The organism is Streptomyces sp. EDA2-14, from assembly GCF_054963755.1.
In genome coordinates this window covers 91,872-110,922 of sequence record NZ_JBUEGE010000024.1, presented here as the reverse complement: position 1 = coordinate 110,922, position 19,051 = coordinate 91,872, and the positions used below count along the sequence as shown (strand labels likewise).

Here is a 19,051-nt window from a genome sequence, read left to right as displayed (position 1 = left end):
CGATAAACCCTCTTCACCTCCGGAAAACCCCAGCTCAGGCCGGAGTGTGCCGCCTCGGGACGAGCTCGCCCCAAGCACCCCAAACGAGGAAGCGTTTCAGCACATTTTTGGTAAATGCTTCCCTCCGATGACCGGCTCCACTTCCCTTCTTCGAACACCTGTACGAACATGGAGGCATGGCCACCATGGACCGGCACCCGCCCCACTGCCCACCGCACCCGAACCTCGCGACCCTGGCCCTCGCGCACGCCCTGTCCGCCGCCGAGCGCGGGCTCGCCGTCATCCCGCTGGCCAGGACCAAGCTCCCCGCACTGCCCTCGCCGCACCGCGGTGATCCTCCGTCGGCCCCGCGCTGCCACGGCGAGTGCGGACTGCCCGGCCATGGCGTGTACGACGCGACGACCGATCCGCGCCGCATCCGCGCGCTCTTCGCGGCCGCCCCCAGGGCGACCGGCTACGGCATCGCGTGCGGCCTCGCCCCGCACCACCTGATCGGCATCGACCTGGACACCAAGTCCGGCACGGATGCCTCCGCCTCCCTGCGTGAGCTGGCCTTACGGCATCTCTTCACGATCCCGGACACGGTGGTCGTGGCCACGCCCAGCGGCGGGCGGCACCTGTGGCTCTCCGGGCCGCCGGACGCCGTGGTGCCCAACTCCGCGAGCCGCCTCGCCCCCGGCATCGACATCCGGGGCGCCGGCGGCTACCTCGTGGGGCCCGGCTCCCGCACCGAGCACGGCGTCTACAGCACGGTCCCCGGCACCGGCCACCTCCCGCCCGCGCCCTGCCCACCGGCGCTTCTGCGGCTGCTCGCGCCCCCGCCACGCGTGCACCACCCCGCACCGGGCCGCCCCGGTCAACACGGTCTCGGGCTCGTCCAGTTCGTTCTGGGCGCCCATGAGGGCCAGCGCAACACCCGCCTCTTCTGGGCGGCCTGCCGCGCCTACGAGAGCGGTATCGGCGACACCCTCGCGGACGCACTGACGGACGCGGCGACACAGACCGGCCTGACGGAGCGTGAGGCCCGCTCCACGATCGCCTCGGCGGCCCGCCTGACGGCAGGGCCCTAGCGGCTCCGCGCACGGGCCTCACGGCGACACCCAGAACGGCGGCACCGGAAACGGCGGCACCCCGAACACGAGCGAGCCCCCGGCCGGGCTTCCGGTCGGGGGCTCGCTCAACTGTGCGGTGGGTGTGGGATTTGAACCCACGGAGGCTTGCGCCTCGACGGTTTTCAAGACCGTTCCCTTAGGCCGCTCGGGCAACCCACCCCGCGCCGCGACACTCGGATGAGCCGTCGTGGCGCGGGACCAGGGTAGCGGGTCCGGTCGCGGGGTCGGTCGGTCGCGGGGTCGGTCAGCTGTCGCCCTTGCGCTCGCCGAGGGTCACGTCGACCGTGTGCTCCTTGCCGTCGCGCGTGTAGGTGAGCTTCACCGAGTCGCCCGGCTTGTGCGTCCAGATCTGGCCGATCAGGGTCGGACCGGAGTCGATGGGCTGGTCGTCCAGCTTGGTGATGACGTCGCCGGGCTTGAGGCCCGCCTTGTCCGCCGGCCCGTTCGGCGTGACGGCCGCGGAGCCGCCCGCGCCCTGCTGGGTGATCTTCGCGCCGCCGGTGCCCTCCTCCAGGGAGACCGAGGCACCGATCACCGGGTAGACCGGCTGGCCCGTCTTGATGAGCTGCTGGGCGACCATGTCGGCCTGGTTGATCGGGATGGCGAAGCCGAGACCGATCGAGCCGGACTGACCCGAACCGCCCATGCCGCCGCTGGAGGCGGACTGGATGGCGGAGTTGATGCCGATCACGCGGCCGCTGCCGTCGAGCAGCGGGCCACCGGAGTTGCCCGGGTTGATCGACGCGTCGGTCTGCAGGGCGCTCATGTACGAGGCCTTGCTGCTGCCGCTGCCGTCGCTGGAGGCGACCGGGCGGTCCTTGGCGGAGACGATGCCGGTCGTCACCGTGTTCGACAGGCCGAAGGGCGCGCCGATCGCGATGGTCGAGTCGCCGACCGCGACCTTGTCGGAGTTGCCGAGGACGAGCGGCTTCAGGTCGTCCGGTGCGTTCTTGAGCTTGATGACCGCGACGTCGTAGCCCTGCGCGTGGCCGATCACCTCGGCGTCGTACTTCTTGCCGTTCGAGAACGTCGCCGACAGCTTGCCGCCGTCGGCGGCCTCCGCCACCACGTGGTTGTTGGTGAGGATGTGGCCTTCCTTGTCGTACACGAAGCCCGTGCCGGTGCCGCCCTCGCCGTTGTTGCCCTCGGCCTCGATGGTGACCGTGCTGGGCAGCGCCTTCTGGGCCACGCCCGCGACGGTGCCCGGATCACGCTTGAGGTCGGCCGGGTTGGAGGAGGAGACGGTGGTCGAGCTGGTGCCCGACCCGTCGCCCCGCTCGGCCGCCCAGTAGCCCACGCCGCCGCCGACCGCGCCCGCGACCAGGGCCGCGGCGATGATCCCGGCGACCAGGCCGCCGCGCCGGCCGCCCGGCTTGGGCTGCTGCGGCTCCTGGTACGAGGCGCCCCAGCCACCGCCACCGCCGCCACCCGACGCGTAGGCCGGGACGGCGGGCGGCGGGGGCGGGGGCGGCCAGTCGCCGCCGTGGGCCGGGCCTGCCGCGCCGGGAGCGCCGCCGGAGGACGCGGCGGACGCCGCGGGCGCTCCGGGCGCCGTGCGGTCGGCGGTGTTCGGCTCCTGGCTCGCAGGGTCATGTCCGGCCCCCCGGGGAGCCGGCGCGGGAGCAGCGGGAGCGTCCACCGGCACGGGAGGTGCGGACGGGGCCGGAGGTACCTCGTTGCCCTCGTTCTCGGTGCTCACAGCTTTCTCTCCTCGATCCACGGCTGTCGTCGCCGGTCCGTCCTGTCTGGCTGCCCAAGGTGCTTCGAACTGCCTCGAACCGCCATGGGCTGTTTCGATCGCATCAGGTCCATTCCGGTCCGACCCGTATCGATTCCGATCTCTACAGCGGCCCGTGAACAGCCACTGTCACACGCCTTTCCGGCATGGTCCTGTCACGATCCACTTGTGCTGTTGTACGCCGTCAGCCTTTCCCACGGGACGTCAGGCCACCGTAAGACGATCCTGTGCGTCCCCTGCCATCCTTTACGTCCGGCAAAACGGACGCATCCGCTGGGCCGAACTTTTCCCGATCGCACGCCGCGCGGTGGCACCATGACGCGGTGACCCTCGCACCACAGCAGCGCATCCAGGTCGTCGCCCACCGCGGTGCTTCTCAGGACGCCCCCGAGCACACATTGGCCGCCTACAAGAAGGCGATCGAAGACGGCGCGGACGCCCTCGAATGCGATGTGCGGCTGACGGCGGACGGTCATCTTGTATGCGTGCACGACCGCCGCATCAACCGTACGTCGAACGGCCGCGGGGCCGTCTCCGCACTGGAGCTGTCGGACCTCGCCGCCCTCGACTTCGGATCCTGGAAGGACCGCGAGGAGGGCCCCGACTGGGCGGGCAGCGCGGCCGACACCTCCGTCCTGACACTGGAGCGCCTCCTGGAGTTGGTCACCGACGCGGGGCGCCGGGTGGAGCTGGCGATCGAGACCAAGCACCCCACGCGCTGGGCGGGGCACGTGGAGGAGCGGCTGCTGCTCCTGCTCAAGCGGTTCGGCCTGGACGCCCCGCCGCCCGACGAGCCCTCGCGCGTGCGCGTGATGAGCTTTTCCGCGCGCTCCTTGTCGCGCGTCCAGGAAGCCTCGCCGACACTGCCGACGGTCTACCTGATGCAGTTCGTGTCCCCCATGCACCGCGAAGGACGCCTCCCCAAGGGCGTGCACATCGCGGCCCCCAGCATCCGCATCGTGCGGAGCCACCCCTCGTACGTCGAGAAGCTCACGCGCGCGGGTCACCAGACCCACGTCTGGACGGTGGACGAGCCCGAGGACGTCGACCTCTGCGCGGACCTGGGCGTCGACGCCATCATCACCAATCGCCCCGCGGCCGTACTGCGCCGACTCGGCAGGGGTTGAATCAGGCCACCTTTCCCCCGCGCCGTCACAGGGTGTGCCCCGGCGCGTTCGGACGGTATTCGATCGTCACGAGTGCGTCACCGGAAGCAAGATGGCCGGTTTCCGGTCCAGTCCATTGGGGCATTCACACCGTGGCGTGGGGCAAAGGAGGTCTCGGGGGTGGCGTTGGTGGTGGCACAGGAGGTGCCCGCGTCGTCGAGCATGGCCGTACCCCATGGCCCTGCGGGCGTGGGCGCGGCAAGACGTCGGATGCGTGATCAGCTGCGCATCAGCGGCGTACCGGAAACGGTCATCGACGATGCAGTTCTCATCCTTTCCGAACTGCTCAGCAATGCGTGCCGGCACGGCCGGCCGCTCGGTGCCGATCTGGCCGGAGACGGTGACGTACGCGTCGCCTGGCGGGTCGACGACCGGGGTTGCCTGTCGGTCGAGGTGACGGACGGCGGCGGGCCCACCCGCCCGATTCCGGCCACCCCGTCGATCACGGCACACGGCGGCCGCGGGCTCAACATCATCACGGCGCTCGCGGACGACTGGGGCGTACGCGACGGCATGCGCGGCGAGGTAACCGTCTGGGTGATCGTCCACAAGGACGTGCACGCGGAGGCCATGGCGCGGCGCAGGGACGACTTCACCGCGCGGGTGGCCTCGCCGCCCGTCGCGGACCTGGCCGAGCTGGGTTTCCCCGATACGTTCGACGAGCTGACCTGAAAGCCGGGCGCGCGCGGCCAGTTGGGCCGAATCCCCCTCTTGTCAGTACGAGCGGCTAGGCTCGCGCCGTACGTACGAGAGCCGTATCCGGGAGACACCCAAGATGGCCAAGAAGCGCCCGCAGACCAAGGGCAAGCCGCACGTCACCGAGGGCGAGATCGCCGTCGTGGGTGCCCGCGAACCCTGCCCCTGCGGCAGCGGTCGCCGCTACAAGGCCTGCCACGGCCGGGCCGCCGCGCACGCCGTGACCGAGCTGGTGCAGCGCCCCTTCGAGGGCCTGCCGGGCGAGGGCGACTGGGTCGCGCTGCGCGAGCTGGTGCCCGCCGCGACGGCCGAGCTGACCCTGAAGGACGGCCTCCCCGAGGGCGTCCCCTCGGTGACCCTCGCCACCGTGCTGCCCATGGCGTGGCCCGCGCTGCGCCGTGACGACGGCTCGGTCCTGCTCGGCCTGCAGAACGAGACGCCGTCCGGGGACATCAGCCGGGATCTGGCCGACACCCTGCTGCGCGCGCTGGCCGCGGAGCCGGGCAATCCGGTGCAGACCCGGCGCGCGCCGGCCGACGGCCCGCGCCTTCAGGACGTGCTCGCCACGGAGGGCACTTTCGAGCCCATCGTCCACACGGGCTTCGAATTCTGGGTTCCGGACTCCGAGAACGCGTCGGGTGACGTCGCCGCCTCCCTGGAGCGGGCCAACGCCGCGGCCATCCCCACGGTGAAGCTCACCGGCGTGGACAGCGCTTACTGGTGCGAGACGCCGGAGAAGAACCACCTCCGGTGGGTCATGCCGCACCCCGAGGAGAAGCTCCTCGACGCCCTCGCGCGGCTGCACGCGGCGGGCACGTCGTCGCTCGGCGAGGGCACCCGCCTGGTGGGCTCCTTCAGGGCGCACGGACTGACCGTTCCGGTGTGGGACCTGCCGAGCTCGGTCCGGGCCGAGGACGTCGAGAAGCCGGCCGCCGAGTTCGCCGAGCGACTGGCCGGTGCGCTGGCCACGGACGCTGCGCTGACCCCTGACGAGCGTCGCGCGCGGGGTGGTCTCACCAACCGCCAGGTGACGCTCAGCTGACCGACCGATCAGCCCATCCGGACGGGAACACCTCTCCGAACCGCAGGGTGAGCCGGGTCACAACTCCCGGTAGTTGCAGGTAAATCCATGTCCGAATAGAAGAGATCGAATTTGCTAACCGGCGATCTCTTGTTACCGTTCAAGTAGCCCGGTTGCTGGTGCATCCCCCGTCGCCAGCAACCGGGCGTTTCCATGTGCATTCTGTGCACGCCGGGACTCAACCCCCGTGCGGCGGCGCCGAGTTGCTCCCGGAGCGCAGCAACAGGGGGCCTTCCCCGCCCCGCGCGTACTCCGCCACCGCCGTGTACTGCTCGGGTTCTCCCCGCGTACGTCCCCGCGGTGTCTCGCACATCCCCGGCTCGTCCTCCGCACCCACCGCGCAGTGCAGCTGCATCGTGCGCCCGCCGGGTGCCATCAGGGTCAGTACGGCGGTCAGCCTGGAGCCCGTCGCGTTGCGGAAATAGGTACGCGCCCAGGTGTCGTGGCCCTGGACGAGCACACAGGTCTGCGCCTCGATGCCGTCCGGAGCGGCCAGTTGGGGGCCGCAGTGGGCCTCGGTGGTCAGGCCGAGACCGGTCAGCAGGGAGGCCCTGCCGGGTTCGTCGGTCGGCTTGCCGTTCAGCCGGGCATCCGACCTGTCGTCCGGCCCGGCGTTCGAGCTGCCACCTGTGCTGTCGCCTGACCTGTCACCTGAGCCGGCGTCCGGCTCGTCGTTCACCCGGTCGGCGTCATCGGCCTCGTCGGCCTTTGCCTCGGTGGTCGTCGGCCGCGTGGGCCCGTCGCCCACCGGTCCCGCGGACGCGCCCGCGAGCGGCAGCGCCGCTGTGAGAACCACCACGGCGATCAGTCCGAACAGCCGCAGTCGCGCGTGCGGCCGCTCCTGCACGGTCTCGTCCGGGAGCTGGGGGGAGCGTGGCGCGGCGGGCATGCGCCGAACATAGCGGCGCACACCACGCCCACCGGCCCGCCGCGCGCCGGAATTCGCTACATCTCGGGCGCGCTCACACCCGTACGAGTGAGGGCGTCCACCACCGTGCCGACCACGGCCTCGACGTCCGGCGCCCACGGGGCGGCCGAGCCGGGCAGCGGCGCACGCTCCCAACGCACCTGTCCCGCGCCCGAGACCGACGGCGGCAGGGCGAGATATCCACCCTCCCCGTGGAAGCGCAGCGAACCGGGCACGAAGTCCTGCGCGTAGAGGAGTTCGCCGAGCTGCTCCATCGAGTACGGCGCCACGAGGATCGCGAGCCGCTCCGGCGTCGCGATCACCGGGCCGAGCCGGACGTCCCGCCGGTCGAGCTCGGCGAGCGCGCGGGCGCCCGCGACGGCGGGCAGGCTCACGGCGCAGGGCGCGCGCCCTCCGGAGGAACCGGCCGGGGCACCGGTGGCCAGCACGATCGGCGCATCGGGGCGGTTGGTCCACCACCAGCAGACCATGCGCTCATCGGTCGTCGCGGCGAGCAGCCCCGGGTCGAAGGGGTGCGCGCCGGGCACCGTGCACTCCGGGTCGGGGCACGCGCAGCGGACGCCGTCACGACGGCCTCCCGCTTCGAGCCCTATGCCCGGCAGAACCGGCCACTGCCACGCTGTCGCGAACGTGAGGGCCGCGCTGATCAGGTCAGACTTCCCGTTGTCACGCCTGGACAGGAGCCTGCGTCGCCTTCCGAGGATCTCGCGCATGAGCGCTCGTTCCTTTCCGTAGACCGAAGAGAACGCTATGGGCCACATCACACCATGTGTCGATCAGTCACTGCGCGTACGTGTTGGAGCGCCGCACCCCAGCCTGAACCGCCGGCCTGAGGCAGGGGGGTCCCCCTATAGTCCGAGCGCCTGCTGTGTGCTTGAAAAGCCTGGCGTGGGGTGGCGCCGCCTGGCGTTTGCCGTCCCGCGTATTTCTCGCCGCCTCCGCCACGGGAGGATGGGGCACGGTCGCCGATGGTTATGACGCCCGGTTCCGTCACCAGGTTCCGGGTGGATCCCAACTGCCCCTGGTCTTCACGGACTACGTACCCATCACGGCCGCTATGACGCTCTGTCGACCACAGCTGAACAATGCCAGTCGACCGCAATACACACTTCCCCCAGGCGTTTTTTGGCCATCTTCGAACGATCTGGATCAGTGCGGGATCGGGCCGGGATCACATATGAGAACCGAGATCGTTTTACCGTGAACGGCACTTGACCACGGCAGACACCGGGAATCCCAACGGGACAATGCTGGACATCCCCTCTCCAGTCCGTGTACATGTGGAGGCATTGCCAGCGGCGCAGAATGACATGGGGGTTTGCGATGCTAATGGGCAATTTGCACCGGCTGGAAAGCCGGAAGCCATGACAACCCCGCGCCTGCCGAAAGTGGCCGGAATCGATTCCCCTCCTGGACAGGCGCCCCCTCCTGCCCCCAGCGCCGCACACGCTGCCCCTGTGTCGCAGGTCACACCCGCCGCCGTGGCACCCGGAGCCGTGATCCAGGATCGGCTCGCGGGCTGGGTCTCCGATCTCACGACCCTGCACGAACTCACGGAACGGCTGGCCCGCACGGTCGCACTCGAGGACGCGCTGCACGAACTGCTGCGCGCCGGAGCCGCCCTGGTGGGCGCCCAGCGCGGCCTGGTCGTCCTGGAACCGGGCGACGGACGCGGCCCCGACACCACCGTCGGCCTCGGCCTGTCCCGCCCCGACCTCGGACACATCGAGACGGTGCCGCGCGGAGCCACCGCACACGGGCGGATCCTCGACGGACTGTGCACCGGACCCGAGACGCACGCCGACCTGCTCGCCGAGGACGGGCTCGACCCGCGTCACCGCGAGGTCGCCACGCGCCTCGGCTACGCCGCGAGCTACGCGACGCCGCTCGCCACCGAGGCGGCAGGGCTGCTCGGCGCCGCGGTCTGGCTCTACGACGAGCCGGCCGAGCCCGCCGAGCGCCAGCGCCACCTCATCGGCCTCTACGTCGGGTACGCCACCGAACACCTGGCCCGCCTCCTGGAACTGGAGCGCACGCGCGCGTGGTCACGCACGGTCGCCGACGAGCTGCTGCCGCCCCGCCTGCCGCGGGTCGCCGGAGTGCAGCTCGCCGCGCGGCACCGCACCGGACCCCGCGGGGGCGGCGACTGGTACGACGCGCTGCCGCTGCCCGAGGGGGCGCTCGGGCTCGCGGTCGGCTCGGTCAGCGGCTCCGGCGCGAGCGCGGTCGCCGCGATGGGCCGGCTGCGCGCCTCCCTGCGGGCGTACGCGGTGATGGAGGGCGAGGACCCGGTGGCGGTCCTGTCCGACCTGGAGCTGCTGTTGCGCCTGACCGAGCCGGCGCGCAGCGCGACCGCTCTGTTCGCGTACTGCGAGCCCGCGCAGCGCAAGATCGTCCTCGCGGGCGCGGGGCACAGCCCGCCCCTGGTGATCGGCGAACGGCGCACCGAGTTCGCCGAGACGACGCTGTCCGCGCCGCTCGGAATGCTCGCCTGCTGGGAGGCGCCGAGCGTGGAGATCACGCCGCAGCCGGGCGAGACCGTGCTGCTCTACACGGACGGTCTCCTGCGCCGTACCGGCGCCCCCATGGACCGCGCGTTCGCCCGGCTGCACGCGGCCGCCGCCGGTGTGCCCAAGGCGATCCGTGACGACCCCGCGGCGATCGCCGACCACGTGCTGCGCTCGATGCTCCCGGACGGCCTCGACACGGCCGAGAGCGAGGAGGACGTGGTGCTGCTCGCGGCGCGCTTCGAGTGACCTCTGAAGCGCTGTGTGTAACAGGCCCTCCGGCCCTGGACCCCCTTCCGTACGCTCGTACGATGGAGGGGGTCCACTGCCATATCCAGGCATTTCACCGGACCCGCCGTGTCGAGGAGGAACCGTGTCGGAGGAGCTCACCCCGGAGACCCCGGAGTCCGAGGAGCCCATCAAGCAGCGCAAGAACGGCCTCTACCCGGGCGTGTCCGACGAGCTCGCCGAGAGCATGAAGTCCGGCTGGGCCGACACCGAGCTGCACGACCTGCGGCCGATCCCGCAGGCCGCCGAGACCGCCGCCCGCCGCGCCGCCCTGTCCGCCCGCTTCCCCGGCGAGCGTCTCGTGGTGCCCGCGGGCAACCTCAAGACCCGCTCGAACGACACGGAGTACGCCTTCCGCGCCTCGGTCGAGTACGCCTACCTGACCGGCAACCAGACGGAGGACGGCGTCCTCGTCCTGGAGCCCACCACGGGCGGCCACGAGGCCACCATCTACCTGCTGCCGCGCTCCAACCGGGAGAACGGCGAGTTCTGGCTCGACGGCCAGGGCGAGCTGTGGGTGGGCCGCCGCCACTCGCTGACCGAGGCCGAGAAGCTGTACGGCATCCCCGCCTCCGACGTGCGCGAGCTCGCCGACACGCTGGCCGAGGCCACAGGACCGGTTCGCGTCGTGCGCGGCTACGACGCCGGTATCGAGGCCGCCCTGACCGACAAGGTCACCGCCGAGCGCGACGACGAGCTGAAGGTCTTCCTCTCCGAGGCGCGCGTCGTGAAGGACGCGTTCGAGATCGGCGAGCTGCAGAAGGCCGTCGACTCGACCGTGCGCGGCTTCGAGGACGTCGTGAAGGTCCTCGACAAGGCCGAGGCCACCTCCGAGCGCTACATCGAGGGCACGTTCTTCCTTCGCGCGCGCGTGGAGGGCAACGACATCGGCTACGGCTCCATCTGCGCCGCTGGCCCGCACGCCTGCACCCTGCACTGGGTCCGCAACGACGGCCCGGTGAACTCCGGCGACCTGCTCCTGCTCGACGCCGGTGTGGAAACGCACACGTACTACACCGCCGACGTCACGCGCACGCTGCCGATCAACGGCACGTACAGCGAGCTGCAGCGCAAGATCTACGACGCCGTGTACGAGGCCCAGGAGGCCGGTATCGCGGCCGTGAAGCCCGGCGGCAAGTTCCGGGACTTCCACGACGCGGCGCAGCGCGTGCTCGCCGAGAAGCTCGTCGAGTGGGGCCTGGTCGAGGGCCCGGTCGAGCGCGTCCTGGAGCTGGGCCTGCAGCGCCGCTGGACCCTGCACGGCACCGGCCACATGCTCGGCATGGACGTCCACGACTGCGCGGTCGCGCGCACCGAGGCGTACGTGAACGGCACGCTGGAGCCCGGCATGGTGCTCACCGTCGAGCCCGGTCTGTACTTCCAGGCCGACGACCTGACCGTGCCGGAGGAGTACCGCGGCATCGGCGTCCGCATCGAGGACGACATCCTGGTCACCGAGGACGGCAACAAGAACCTGTCGTCCGGGCTGCCCCGCAAGGCCGACGAGGTCGAGGCGTGGATGGCCCGCCTGAAGGGCTGAGCACGAAAAAACTCGACAAGAAGGGCCGCACCGTTCGGTGCGGCCCTTCTTGTCGAGCAGAAGCGGTTCACACCGCCATCAGTGGCGCGTCCTTCCGCCACTTGAGGATCTTGTCGAAGCTGACCACGGCGCCGCCCTTGCCGGGTCTGTTCACGAAGTCGACGTGGTCGGCCAGCTCCTGAATGAGACACAGTCCGCGGCCGTGCTCCGCGTAGTCGGGCGCCGGGCGCACGGAGACCGCCGCACGTCCACTCGTCGCGGTGAAGCCCGGGCCGGCGTCGGCCACCTCGATACGGCACTTCTCGCCGTCCAGATAGGCGGTGACCCGGAACGCGTCCGGGGTCTCGCTCGTCGCCGTCCCGCCGTGCTCCACGGCGTTCGCACACGCCTCGCTGAGCGCGACCGACAGGTCGTAGGAGACCTCGGGGTCGACGCCCGCGGTCTCCATGGTGCCCATGAGCAGGCGTCGGGCGAGCGGCACGCTCGCGGCGTCGCGCCGCAGTTGGAGGGACCACCAGATGCTCATGCTCCCGCCTCCCGGCCGCGACTCGACATACCGATACGTATTGCCACCACCGGCCCGGCGCAATCTCGCGGTTGACGTGATGACGCCCATACGGCCGATGCGCGTACGGGAGTCGGCGGTGTACGGGAGATTTGGGACCTTGCGGACCTGCCGTATGGAGCGTGTGAAGCCAGTGCGATGATGAGGCCGCCATGTCTGCCCCCCACCAGCGCCAGGCGCACAGCGCGGCCGATCTCCGGCTGCTCAGGGCCGCGGTGTTCGCCGCGGTCTGCGTCGTGCTGTCCGCGGCGGGGCACGTTCTCGGTTCTACGGCCACCGTCCCGCTGTGGACGATGTCGCTCGGCTTCCTCGCCGTCCTCTGTGTGGCCCTGCCGCTGGCGGGGCGCGAGCGGTCGCTGCCGGGCATCGCCGTCACGCTGGGGGCCGGGCAGATCGCGCTGCACAGCCTCTTCGGCCTCGGCCAGCAGCACGCCATGAACACGGCCGTCGCGTCGGGCCGGCCCTCGGCGGTCGAGCGGGCCGCGCGGCTCATGTGCGGGGCGGGCGCCTCGACGCTGAGCCCGGCGCAGGCCCAGCGCATCCTCGACAACGCGCGCATGCCGTCAGGCGACGCGCACCACATGGTGGACGCGGCCGGCTCCACGATGCCGATGCTGCCGTCCCTGCCGATGCTGCTCGGGCACCTGCTCGCCGCGGCCGGCGCCGGCTGGCTGCTGCGCCACGGCGACCTCGCCCTGGGCCGCCTCGTGCGGCTCTCGCGGATGTCCGCGCAGGGTGTCGCGCCCATCCGTTCGCTGCGGGCCGCGCTCGGGCTCGTACGCGCCCTGCGGGCCGGGCTCTGGGGTGCGCCCGTCCTGCCGCTCGCCGCTCGTGCCGGGTTCGCCGAACCACCGGCCCTGTGCGCGGCGGCACTTCAGCACTCCGTGCGACGGCGCGGTCCGCCCGCGGCCGACACGTTCCTTCTCGCTGCCTGAACGGCACGCGTGCTCCACCGCGTACTGCGGGGGGTGAGGCGTGCCGTGGGCACGCGCGCGTACTCGCTTTTCACCGCCTACGTAGTGCGGTGTTTCGCGGTCGCGCCCCTTCACCCTTCGTTGAATCCGCTGAACGTGGAGTTCTCTCTGTCATGAAGAAGATGTCCCGCGCCGCTCTCGTCGGTGCCGCCGCCGTCTCCTCCGTCGTCCTCGTGTCCGCCCCCGCCTTCGCGCACGTGAGTGTGCAGCCGGAGGGCGAGGCCGCCAAGGGCGACTACGCCGTCGTCGACTTCAAGGTGCCCAACGAGCGCGACGACGCCGCGACCACCAAGCTCGAGGTCAACTTCCCGGCCGAGCACCCGCTCGCCTCGGTGATGCCCCAGCCGGTGCCGGGCTGGAAGGCCGACGTCACCAAGTCGAAGCTCGACAAGCCGATGGAGATGCACGGCGAGAAGATCACCGAGGCCGTCACCAAGGTCACCTGGACCGCGACCGGCTCCGGCAAGGACAAGGGCGTGCAGCCCGGCTACTTCCAGAAGTTCCCGGTGTCCATCGGCCAGCTGCCGACCGACACCGACCAGCTCGTCTTCAAGGCGATCCAGAGTTACGACAACAAGGAGGTCGTGCGCTGGATCGAGCCGCAGCAGAAGGGCCAGGAGGAGCCGGAGAACCCGGCGCCCACCCTTGAGCTCTCCGCCGCCGCGGACGACGAGCACGGTGCCTCGGGCGCCTCCGACGACGGCACCAAGAAGGAAGCCGCCGCCGCGACCACGGATTCCGGCGGGTCCGACAGCGACACCACCGCCCGCACCCTCGGCATCGTCGGCATCGTCGTCGGGGCCGCCGGTGTGGCGTTCGGTGTCATGGCCGGCCGTCGGCGTACCAACAGCTGAGCCACCCTCGGCGGGCGTCGGGGTCGCGGTGGGCGACCCCGACGGCCCCGGCGCCCGCCGGTCACCTCACATCTGGGACATTTTTCTATGCGCAACCCCCGCAAGAACACGACGTTCAACAGGAAGAGCCTGCTGGCCGCGGTCGGACTCGTCACCGTGGCGACCTTCGCCCTGTCCGCGTGCGGCAGCGGCGACGACGGCGGCAAGCCCGTCGCCGAGGTCTCCTCCGACTCCGGCGCCACGAAGAAGGCCGCGACGGTCCTCGACAAGCCGTTCAAGAAGCCGGACCTGGTCCTCAAGGACACCCACGGCAAGAAGTTCGACCTGCGCGAGCAGACCAAGAACAAGCCGACGCTGATCTACTTCGGCTACACGCACTGCCCGGACGTCTGCCCGCTGACGATGAGCAACATCGCCGTCGCCAAGAAGGCCCTGCCCAAGTCCGAGCAGGACAAGCTCCAGGTCGTCTTCGTCACCACCGACCCGGACCGCGACACCCCGTCCGTGCTCGGCAAGTGGCTCAAGGCGCAGGACCCCGACTTCACCGGCCTGACCGGCGACTTCGCCACCATCCAGGGCAGCGCCCGCACCCTCGGCATCTCCATCGAGCCGACGCAGAAGGACAAGAAGGGCAAGCTCGTGTCGATGCACGGCACGCAGGTCATCGCCTTCTCGCCGAAGACGAACGACGGCTACGTGCTCTACGGCGAGGACGCCACCGTCGACGACTACACCAAGGACCTTCCCAAGATCATCAAGGGGGAGAAGCCGTGAGGCGCACGCCCCTGGTCCTCGGTGCCTGCACGCTCGCGGCGGGGCTCGCCCTGACCGCCTGCGGCTCCGGTTCCGGCTCCGCGGACTCCGCCGACAAGCCCGACGTGAAGGTCGAGGGCGCGTTCATCCCCGCGCCCGCGTCCGGCGACATGGCGGCCGGGTTCTTCACCGTGCGCAACAAGGGCGCCGCCGACACCCTCACGTCCGTGAGCAGCGGTATCTCCAAGAAGGTCACCCTGCACACCACCAAGGGCGGCGTGATGAAGGAGCAGAAGTCCTTCGCCGTGCCCGCGAACGGTGAGCTCGACTTCGAACGCGGCGGCAACCACCTCATGTTCGAGAACCTGAAGCGCAAGCCCGCGGAGGGCGACAAAGTGTCGGTGAAGCTGCACTTCGCCACGTCCGGGACCATCACGGTCTCCTTCCCGGTGAAGGTCGCCACCTACAACCCGTCGCACGCTTCGCACTGAAGGGGCTGACTTGTACGTGAAGACCATCGCTCCCCGCACCTGGCAGCTGGTGCTGCTCTTCCTCGCCGTCACCGGCGCGCTCCTGGCCGGCGCCGCCCCCGCGTCCGCGCACGCCGCGCTCACCGGGAGCGATCCCAAGCAGGGAGCGGTGGTCGCCGCCGCGCCGAAGAAGGTCTCGCTCACCTTCTCGGAGAGCGTCGCGATCTCCGACGGCGCGGTCCGCGTCCTCGACCCCGCGGGAAAGCGCGTCGACGACGGAAAGATCACCCACCCCGGCGGCACGACCTACGCGGTGGGCCTGCACTCCGGCCTGCCCGACGGCACGTTCACCGTCGCCTACCAGGTCGTCTCCGCCGACAGCCACCCCGTCGCAGGCGCCTACACCTTCTCCATCGGCGCGCCCTCCAAGACGACCGCGGTGGTGGCCGACCAGAACGCGGGCGGGGGCGTCGTCGGCGGGATCTACGACGTCGCGCGCTACGTCTCGTACGCGGGCTTCGCGCTGCTCGTGGGCGGCGCCGCGTTCGTGCTCGGGTGCTGGCGGCGCGGCGCGGGCAGCAAGCCGGTGCAGCGGCTCGTGGTCGGCGCCTGGACCGCGCTCACCGCCGCGACCCTGGCGATGCTGCTGATGCGCGGCTCGTACACCGGCTCGGGGAAGGTCGGCGACGTCTTCGACATGTCGCTGCTCGGCCAGGTCCTGCAGACGAAGACGGGCGCCGCGCTCACGTCCCGGCTGCTGCTGCTCGCGGCGGCGGCCCTCTTCGTGGCCGTGCTCTTCGGCGCCTACGCGAAGAAGAACGACGGCGAGAGCGAGGAGGGCGAGAGCGGGGACGACGAGGGCTCGGGCGAGGAGGCCAAGGACCGCAGCGACCTCACCTTCGGGCTCTCCGTCGGCGGCGCCGTCGTCGCGGCCGGACTCGCCGCCACCTGGGCCATGGCCGAGCACGCCTCGACCGGTATCCAGGCGGGCCTCGCGATGCCCGTCGACGTACTGCACCTGCTGGCCGTGGCCGCCTGGCTCGGCGGTCTCGCCACGCTGCTCGTCGCCCTGTACCGGGTGCCGACGATCGAGGGCTCGGCCGTGCGCCGCTTCTCGCGCGTGGCCTTCGGCAGCGTCCTCGTCCTCGTCGCGACCGGGCTCTACCAGTCGTGGCGGCAGGTCGGCTCCTGGTCGGCGCTGACCGGGACGGCGTACGGGCAGCTGCTGATGGTGAAGGTCGGGCTCGTCGTCGTCCTCGTCGGCGTCGCCTGGATCTCCCGGAAGTGGACGGCGCGGCTCACCGAGACCGCGGCCGCCACGTCGCAGACGCAGGAGCACACGCCCGAGGTCTCCGAGGAGAAGGAGCCGGTCGCCGTCGCCGCCGGGGCGAAGAACGCGGACCCCGAGCGCGCCGCCCAACTCGCCCGGCAGCAGGCCGCGATGGCGAGCGCCCGCGAGAAGCGGGTCCGCGACGCCGATCCGCACCGCTTCGGGCTGCGCCGCTCGGTGCTCGCCGAGGCGGGCATCGCGGTCGTCCTGCTCGCCGTCACCACCGTGCTGACGTCCACCGAGCCGGGCCGCACGGAGGAGGAGGCCAAGTCCGCCACCTCGGCCGCGCAGGCGCAGACCGGCCCGGTCTCACTGAAGATCCCGTTCGACACCGGCGGCGCGGACGGCAAGGGAACCGCCCTCCTGGAGATGGACCCCGGTCGCACCGGCAACAACGAAATGCACCTCTACGTGGAGCGGCCGAACGGAAAGGCCTTCGACGTCCCCGAGGTGAAGATCGCCCTCACCCAGGAGGCGAAGAAGATCGGTCCGCTGCCCGTCGTTCCCGATCACATCGCCACGGGACACTGGACGGCGAGCGGCGTGCAGATCCCCGTGGCGGGCGACTGGAAGGTCGCGCTGACCGTGCGTACGTCGGACATCGACCAGATCACCATCAACAAGAACGCGAAGATCGGCTGAACCACCATGGCTGACACTCAGAGCCGTTCGGACAGCTCCACGCAGTCCGCGGGCATCTCCCGGCGCCGTCTGATCGGGACGGCGGGTGCCACCGGCGTCGCCCTCGGCGCGGTCGGTGCGGGCGCGGGGTACGCCGTGGCCTCCGCGAACTCCCCGGAGGAGCAGGCCGCGTTGACCTCGCTCGGGGCGGAGCAGGTGATGTTTCACGGGAAACATCAGCCCGGCATCACCACCGCGATGCAGTCCCGCGGCCATCTCGTCGCGTTCGACCTGGCGGCAGGGGCGGGGCGCAAGGAGGCCGCGGCCCTGCTGCGCCGCTGGTCGGCGACGGCCGAGCGGCTGATGGCGGGCGAGCCGTCGGCCTCGGACGACACCGATGTGGCCCGCGACGCCGGCCCCTCGTCGCTGACCGTCACCTTCGGCTTCGGCCACAGCTTCTTCTCCCGTACGGGACTTGAGAAGCAGCGCCCCGCCGCCCTCGACCCGCTGCCGGACTTCTACTCCGACCACCTCGACAAGGCGCGCAGCAACGGCGATCTGTGGGTGCAGATCGGCGCCAACGACCCGCTCGTCGCCTTCCACGCGCTGCGCGCGATCCAGAAGGACGCGGGCGGCGCGGCCAAGCTGCGCTGGCAGATGAACGGCTTCAACCGCTCGCCCGGCGCCACCGCCCACCCGATGACGGTCCGCAATCTGATGGGCCAGGTCGACGGCACGAACAACCCGAAGCCGGCCGACGCCGACTTCAACAAGCGGATCTTCGTGCCGGATTCGGGCTCCCCGCAGTCCCCCGCGTGGATGGGGGGCGGCTCGTACGTCGTCGTACGCAGGATCCGGATGCTCCTCGACGACTGGGAGAAGCTGTCGACGGCGGCGCAGGAGCACGTCATCGGGCGCAAGAAGTCGAGCGGCGCCCCGCTGACCGGCGGCAAGGAGACCACCGAACCGGACCTGGAGAAGACGGACGCGACCGGGGACCTGGTCATCCCGCTCAACGCGCACGCCCGCATCACCCGGCCCGACCAGAACGGCGGATCCGCGCTGCTGCGCCGCCCCTTCTCGTACCACGACGGGTACGACGAGGACGGTGCACCGGACGCCGGGCTGCTCTTCATCTGCTGGCAGGCGGACCCGCTGCGCGGCTTCGTGCCGGTACAGCGCAAGCTCGACCGGGGCGACGCCCTGTCGAAGTTCATCCGGCACGAGGCGAGCGGCCTCTTCGCGGTGCCGGGCGGCGCGGACAAGGGCGGGTACGTGGGGCAGGCCCTGCTGGAGGGGTAGGCGGGCTCGCCGGAGTCCTCGGGCCCGGGGGCCGTCGCCGGGGCCGGGATGGCTCCCGAGGCATCCGTGAGCCCCGCTCCGTACGGCGCATTAGGGTGAGCCCATGCCAGCCAGCTACGCGTATCTCGGCCCCGAGGGCACCTTCACCGAAGTCGCCCTGCGCACGCTCCCGGAGACGGCCACCCGGGAACTCGTCCCCGTGGTGTCCGTGCCCGCGGCGCTCGACGCCGTCCGTGGCGGCGAGGCCGAGGCCGCGTTCGTACCGATCGAGAACTCCGTCGAGGGCGGCATCACCACGACCCTCGACGAGCTGGTGGCGGGCGAGCCGCTGATGATCTACCGCGAGGTGCTGCTCGACATCACCTTCGCCCTGCTGGTGCGACCCGGCACCGAGATCGCCGACATCAAGACGGTCACCGCGCACCCGGCCGCCCAGCCGCAGGTCCGCAACTGGATGAAGGCCCACCTGGCCGACGACGTGACCTGGGAGTCCGCGGCGTCCAACGCCGACGGAGCGCGCCTCGTGCAGGAGGGCCGCTACGACGCCGCGTTCGCCGGCGAGTTCGCCGCCGAGAAGTACGGGCTCGTGCCGCTGGTCACCGAGATCCACGACGCGGAGAACGCGCAGACCCGCTTCGTCCTGGTCGGCAAGCCGGCCCGGCCCGCGGCGCCCACCGGCGCGGACAAGACCTCGGTCGTCATCTGGCAGCGCGAGGACCACCCCGGTGGGCTGATGGAGCTGCTCCAGGAGTTCGCCATCCGCGGGGTCAACCTGGTGCTGCTGCAGTCCCGGCCCACCGGCACGGGCATCGGCGACTACTGCTTCGCGATCGACGCGGAGGGGCACATCGCGGACCGCCGGGTGGCGGAGGCGCTGATGGGGCTGAGGCGGGCGTGCCCGCAGGTGCGCTTCCTCGGCTCGTACCCGCGGGCCGGGGTCGCCGTCGAGGAGGTGCGGCCGCCGCGCCCGGGAACCTCGGACGGCGAGTTCGCGGCGGCGTCGGACTGGCTGGCGCGCTGCCAGGACGGGCGGTTCTAGGCCCCCCTGCTCCAGGGCCCCTGCCGTCCTGCCGGATCCGAGTTATCCACCGCCGGATCCGGCTTCTTCTTGTCTGTACAGCCGGTC

At 71.3% G+C, this 19,051-nt stretch carries 17 protein-coding genes and 1 tRNA gene; 13 read left to right on the top strand and 5 right to left on the bottom strand.

Going from position 1 to position 19,051, the window contains the following annotated elements:
• Window positions 1-176: 176 nt before the first annotated feature.
• On the top strand, window positions 177-1,070 hold the full coding sequence (locus tag ACY34M_RS36995) for a bifunctional DNA primase/polymerase (protein WP_462720775.1): 894 nt from the start codon (window positions 177-179) through the stop codon (window positions 1,068-1,070).
• Between the two features lie 116 nt (window positions 1,071-1,186).
• Here ACY34M_RS36995 and ACY34M_RS36990 read toward each other — a convergent pair.
• Both ACY34M_RS36990 and ACY34M_RS36985 read right to left on the bottom strand, forming a co-directional pair.
• Window positions 1,187-1,271 (bottom strand) — tRNA-Ser (locus ACY34M_RS36990).
• Between the two features lie 85 nt (window positions 1,272-1,356).
• Window positions 1,357-2,811: a S1C family serine protease gene (locus ACY34M_RS36985; protein ID WP_462720776.1), complete on the bottom strand. Its 1,455-nt coding sequence runs from the start codon at window positions 2,809-2,811 to the stop codon at window positions 1,357-1,359.
• Between the two features lie 362 nt (window positions 2,812-3,173).
• On the opposite strand from ACY34M_RS36985, the gene ACY34M_RS36980 reads away from it, so the two are divergent.
• The 3 genes from ACY34M_RS36980 (at window position 3,174) to ACY34M_RS36970 (ending at window position 5,754) form a co-directional block, all read left to right on the top strand.
• A complete protein-coding gene (locus tag ACY34M_RS36980) occupies window positions 3,174-3,977 on the top strand; it encodes a glycerophosphodiester phosphodiesterase (RefSeq protein ID WP_462720777.1) in 804 nt (267 codons plus the stop codon).
• 72 nt (window positions 3,978-4,049) lie between these two features.
• Entirely contained in the window at window positions 4,050-4,688 is a 639-nt protein-coding gene (locus ACY34M_RS36975) for an ATP-binding protein (RefSeq protein WP_462720778.1), read from the top strand.
• 103 nt (window positions 4,689-4,791) lie between these two features.
• Complete coding sequence (locus ACY34M_RS36970; protein WP_462720779.1) at window positions 4,792-5,754, top strand: DUF5926 family protein; 963 nt, start codon at window positions 4,792-4,794, stop codon at window positions 5,752-5,754.
• 217 nt (window positions 5,755-5,971) lie between these two features.
• Here ACY34M_RS36970 and ACY34M_RS36965 read toward each other — a convergent pair whose 3' ends face one another.
• Both ACY34M_RS36965 and ACY34M_RS36960 read right to left on the bottom strand, forming a co-directional pair.
• A complete protein-coding gene (locus ACY34M_RS36965) occupies window positions 5,972-6,682 on the bottom strand; it encodes a hypothetical protein (protein WP_462720780.1) in 711 nt (236 codons plus the stop codon).
• 56 nt (window positions 6,683-6,738) lie between these two features.
• Window positions 6,739-7,434 carry a bifunctional DNA primase/polymerase gene (locus ACY34M_RS36960; protein ID WP_462720781.1) on the bottom strand — a complete coding sequence of 232 codons (696 nt, stop codon included), beginning with the start codon at window positions 7,432-7,434 and terminating at the stop codon, window positions 6,739-6,741.
• Window positions 7,435-7,968: 534 nt separating this feature from the next.
• Here ACY34M_RS36960 and ACY34M_RS36955 point away from each other — a divergent pair.
• Entirely contained in the window at window positions 7,969-9,477 is a 1,509-nt protein-coding gene (locus ACY34M_RS36955) for a PP2C family protein-serine/threonine phosphatase (protein WP_462720782.1), read from the top strand.
• 124 nt (window positions 9,478-9,601) lie between these two features.
• Window positions 9,602-11,056: an aminopeptidase P family protein gene (locus tag ACY34M_RS36950; RefSeq protein WP_462720783.1), complete on the top strand. Its 1,455-nt coding sequence runs from the start codon at window positions 9,602-9,604 to the stop codon at window positions 11,054-11,056.
• A 67-nt stretch (window positions 11,057-11,123) separates the two neighbouring features.
• Here the strand turns inward: ACY34M_RS36950 and ACY34M_RS36945 are convergent, their stop codons facing one another.
• The gene (locus tag ACY34M_RS36945) at window positions 11,124-11,582 is read right to left on the bottom strand and encodes an ATP-binding protein (RefSeq protein WP_462720784.1); all 459 of its coding nucleotides are present in this window, start codon (window positions 11,580-11,582) and stop codon (window positions 11,124-11,126) included.
• Between the two features lie 191 nt (window positions 11,583-11,773).
• On the opposite strand from ACY34M_RS36945, the gene ACY34M_RS36940 reads away from it, so the two are divergent.
• The 7 genes from ACY34M_RS36940 to pheA all read left to right on the top strand — a co-directional run bounded on the left by ACY34M_RS36940 (window position 11,774) and on the right by pheA (window position 18,964).
• Window positions 11,774-12,556, top strand: coding sequence for a hypothetical protein (locus ACY34M_RS36940; protein WP_462720785.1), 783 nt, complete (start codon window positions 11,774-11,776; stop codon window positions 12,554-12,556).
• A gap of 152 nt (window positions 12,557-12,708) precedes the next feature.
• Window positions 12,709-13,449, top strand: coding sequence for a YcnI family copper-binding membrane protein (locus tag ACY34M_RS36935; RefSeq protein WP_462720786.1), 741 nt, complete (start codon window positions 12,709-12,711; stop codon window positions 13,447-13,449).
• Window positions 13,450-13,536: 87 nt separating this feature from the next.
• A complete protein-coding gene (locus ACY34M_RS36930; RefSeq protein WP_462720787.1) occupies window positions 13,537-14,223 on the top strand; it encodes an SCO family protein in 687 nt (228 codons plus the stop codon).
• Window positions 14,220-14,693 carry a copper chaperone PCu(A)C gene (locus ACY34M_RS36925; RefSeq protein ID WP_462720788.1) on the top strand — a complete coding sequence of 158 codons (474 nt, stop codon included), beginning with the start codon at window positions 14,220-14,222 and terminating at the stop codon, window positions 14,691-14,693. The genes ACY34M_RS36930 and ACY34M_RS36925 overlap by 4 nt, the downstream gene beginning before the upstream one ends.
• Window positions 14,694-14,709: 16 nt before the next feature.
• Window positions 14,710-16,644 carry a copper resistance CopC/CopD family protein gene (locus tag ACY34M_RS36920; protein ID WP_462720789.1) on the top strand — a complete coding sequence of 645 codons (1,935 nt, stop codon included), beginning with the start codon at window positions 14,710-14,712 and terminating at the stop codon, window positions 16,642-16,644.
• 6 nt (window positions 16,645-16,650) lie between these two features.
• Window positions 16,651-17,925, top strand: a complete 1,275-nt coding sequence (efeB, locus tag ACY34M_RS36915) for an iron uptake transporter deferrochelatase/peroxidase subunit (RefSeq protein ID WP_462720790.1) — start codon at window positions 16,651-16,653, stop codon at window positions 17,923-17,925.
• Between the two features lie 103 nt (window positions 17,926-18,028).
• Window positions 18,029-18,964 carry a prephenate dehydratase gene (gene pheA / locus ACY34M_RS36910; protein WP_462720791.1) on the top strand — a complete coding sequence of 312 codons (936 nt, stop codon included), beginning with the start codon at window positions 18,029-18,031 and terminating at the stop codon, window positions 18,962-18,964.
• Window positions 18,965-19,051 lie beyond the last annotated feature (87 nt).

What these genes read in the sequence shown, in the direction of transcription:
- ACY34M_RS36970 (WP_462720779.1), top strand. Translation starts at nt 4,792, where the DNA reads ATGGCCAAGAAGCGCCCGCAGACCAAGGGCAAGCCGCACGTCACCGAG.
- ACY34M_RS36965 (WP_462720780.1), bottom strand. Translation starts at nt 6,682, where the DNA reads ATGCCCGCCGCGCCACGCTCCCCCCAGCTCCCGGACGAGACCGTGCAG.
- ACY34M_RS36930 (WP_462720787.1), top strand. Translation starts at nt 13,537, where the DNA reads ATGCGCAACCCCCGCAAGAACACGACGTTCAACAGGAAGAGCCTGCTG.
- ACY34M_RS36960 (WP_462720781.1), bottom strand. Translation starts at nt 7,434, where the DNA reads ATGCGCGAGATCCTCGGAAGGCGACGCAGGCTCCTGTCCAGGCGTGAC.
- pheA (WP_462720791.1), top strand. Translation starts at nt 18,029, where the DNA reads ATGCCAGCCAGCTACGCGTATCTCGGCCCCGAGGGCACCTTCACCGAA.
- ACY34M_RS36940 (WP_462720785.1), top strand. Translation starts at nt 11,774, where the DNA reads ATGTCTGCCCCCCACCAGCGCCAGGCGCACAGCGCGGCCGATCTCCGG.
- ACY34M_RS36935 (WP_462720786.1), top strand. Translation starts at nt 12,709, where the DNA reads ATGAAGAAGATGTCCCGCGCCGCTCTCGTCGGTGCCGCCGCCGTCTCC.
- ACY34M_RS36955 (WP_462720782.1), top strand. Translation starts at nt 7,969, where the DNA reads ATGCTGGACATCCCCTCTCCAGTCCGTGTACATGTGGAGGCATTGCCA.
- ACY34M_RS36995 (WP_462720775.1), top strand. Translation starts at nt 177, where the DNA reads ATGGCCACCATGGACCGGCACCCGCCCCACTGCCCACCGCACCCGAAC.
- ACY34M_RS36945 (WP_462720784.1), bottom strand. Translation starts at nt 11,582, where the DNA reads ATGAGCATCTGGTGGTCCCTCCAACTGCGGCGCGACGCCGCGAGCGTG.
- efeB (WP_462720790.1), top strand. Translation starts at nt 16,651, where the DNA reads ATGGCTGACACTCAGAGCCGTTCGGACAGCTCCACGCAGTCCGCGGGC.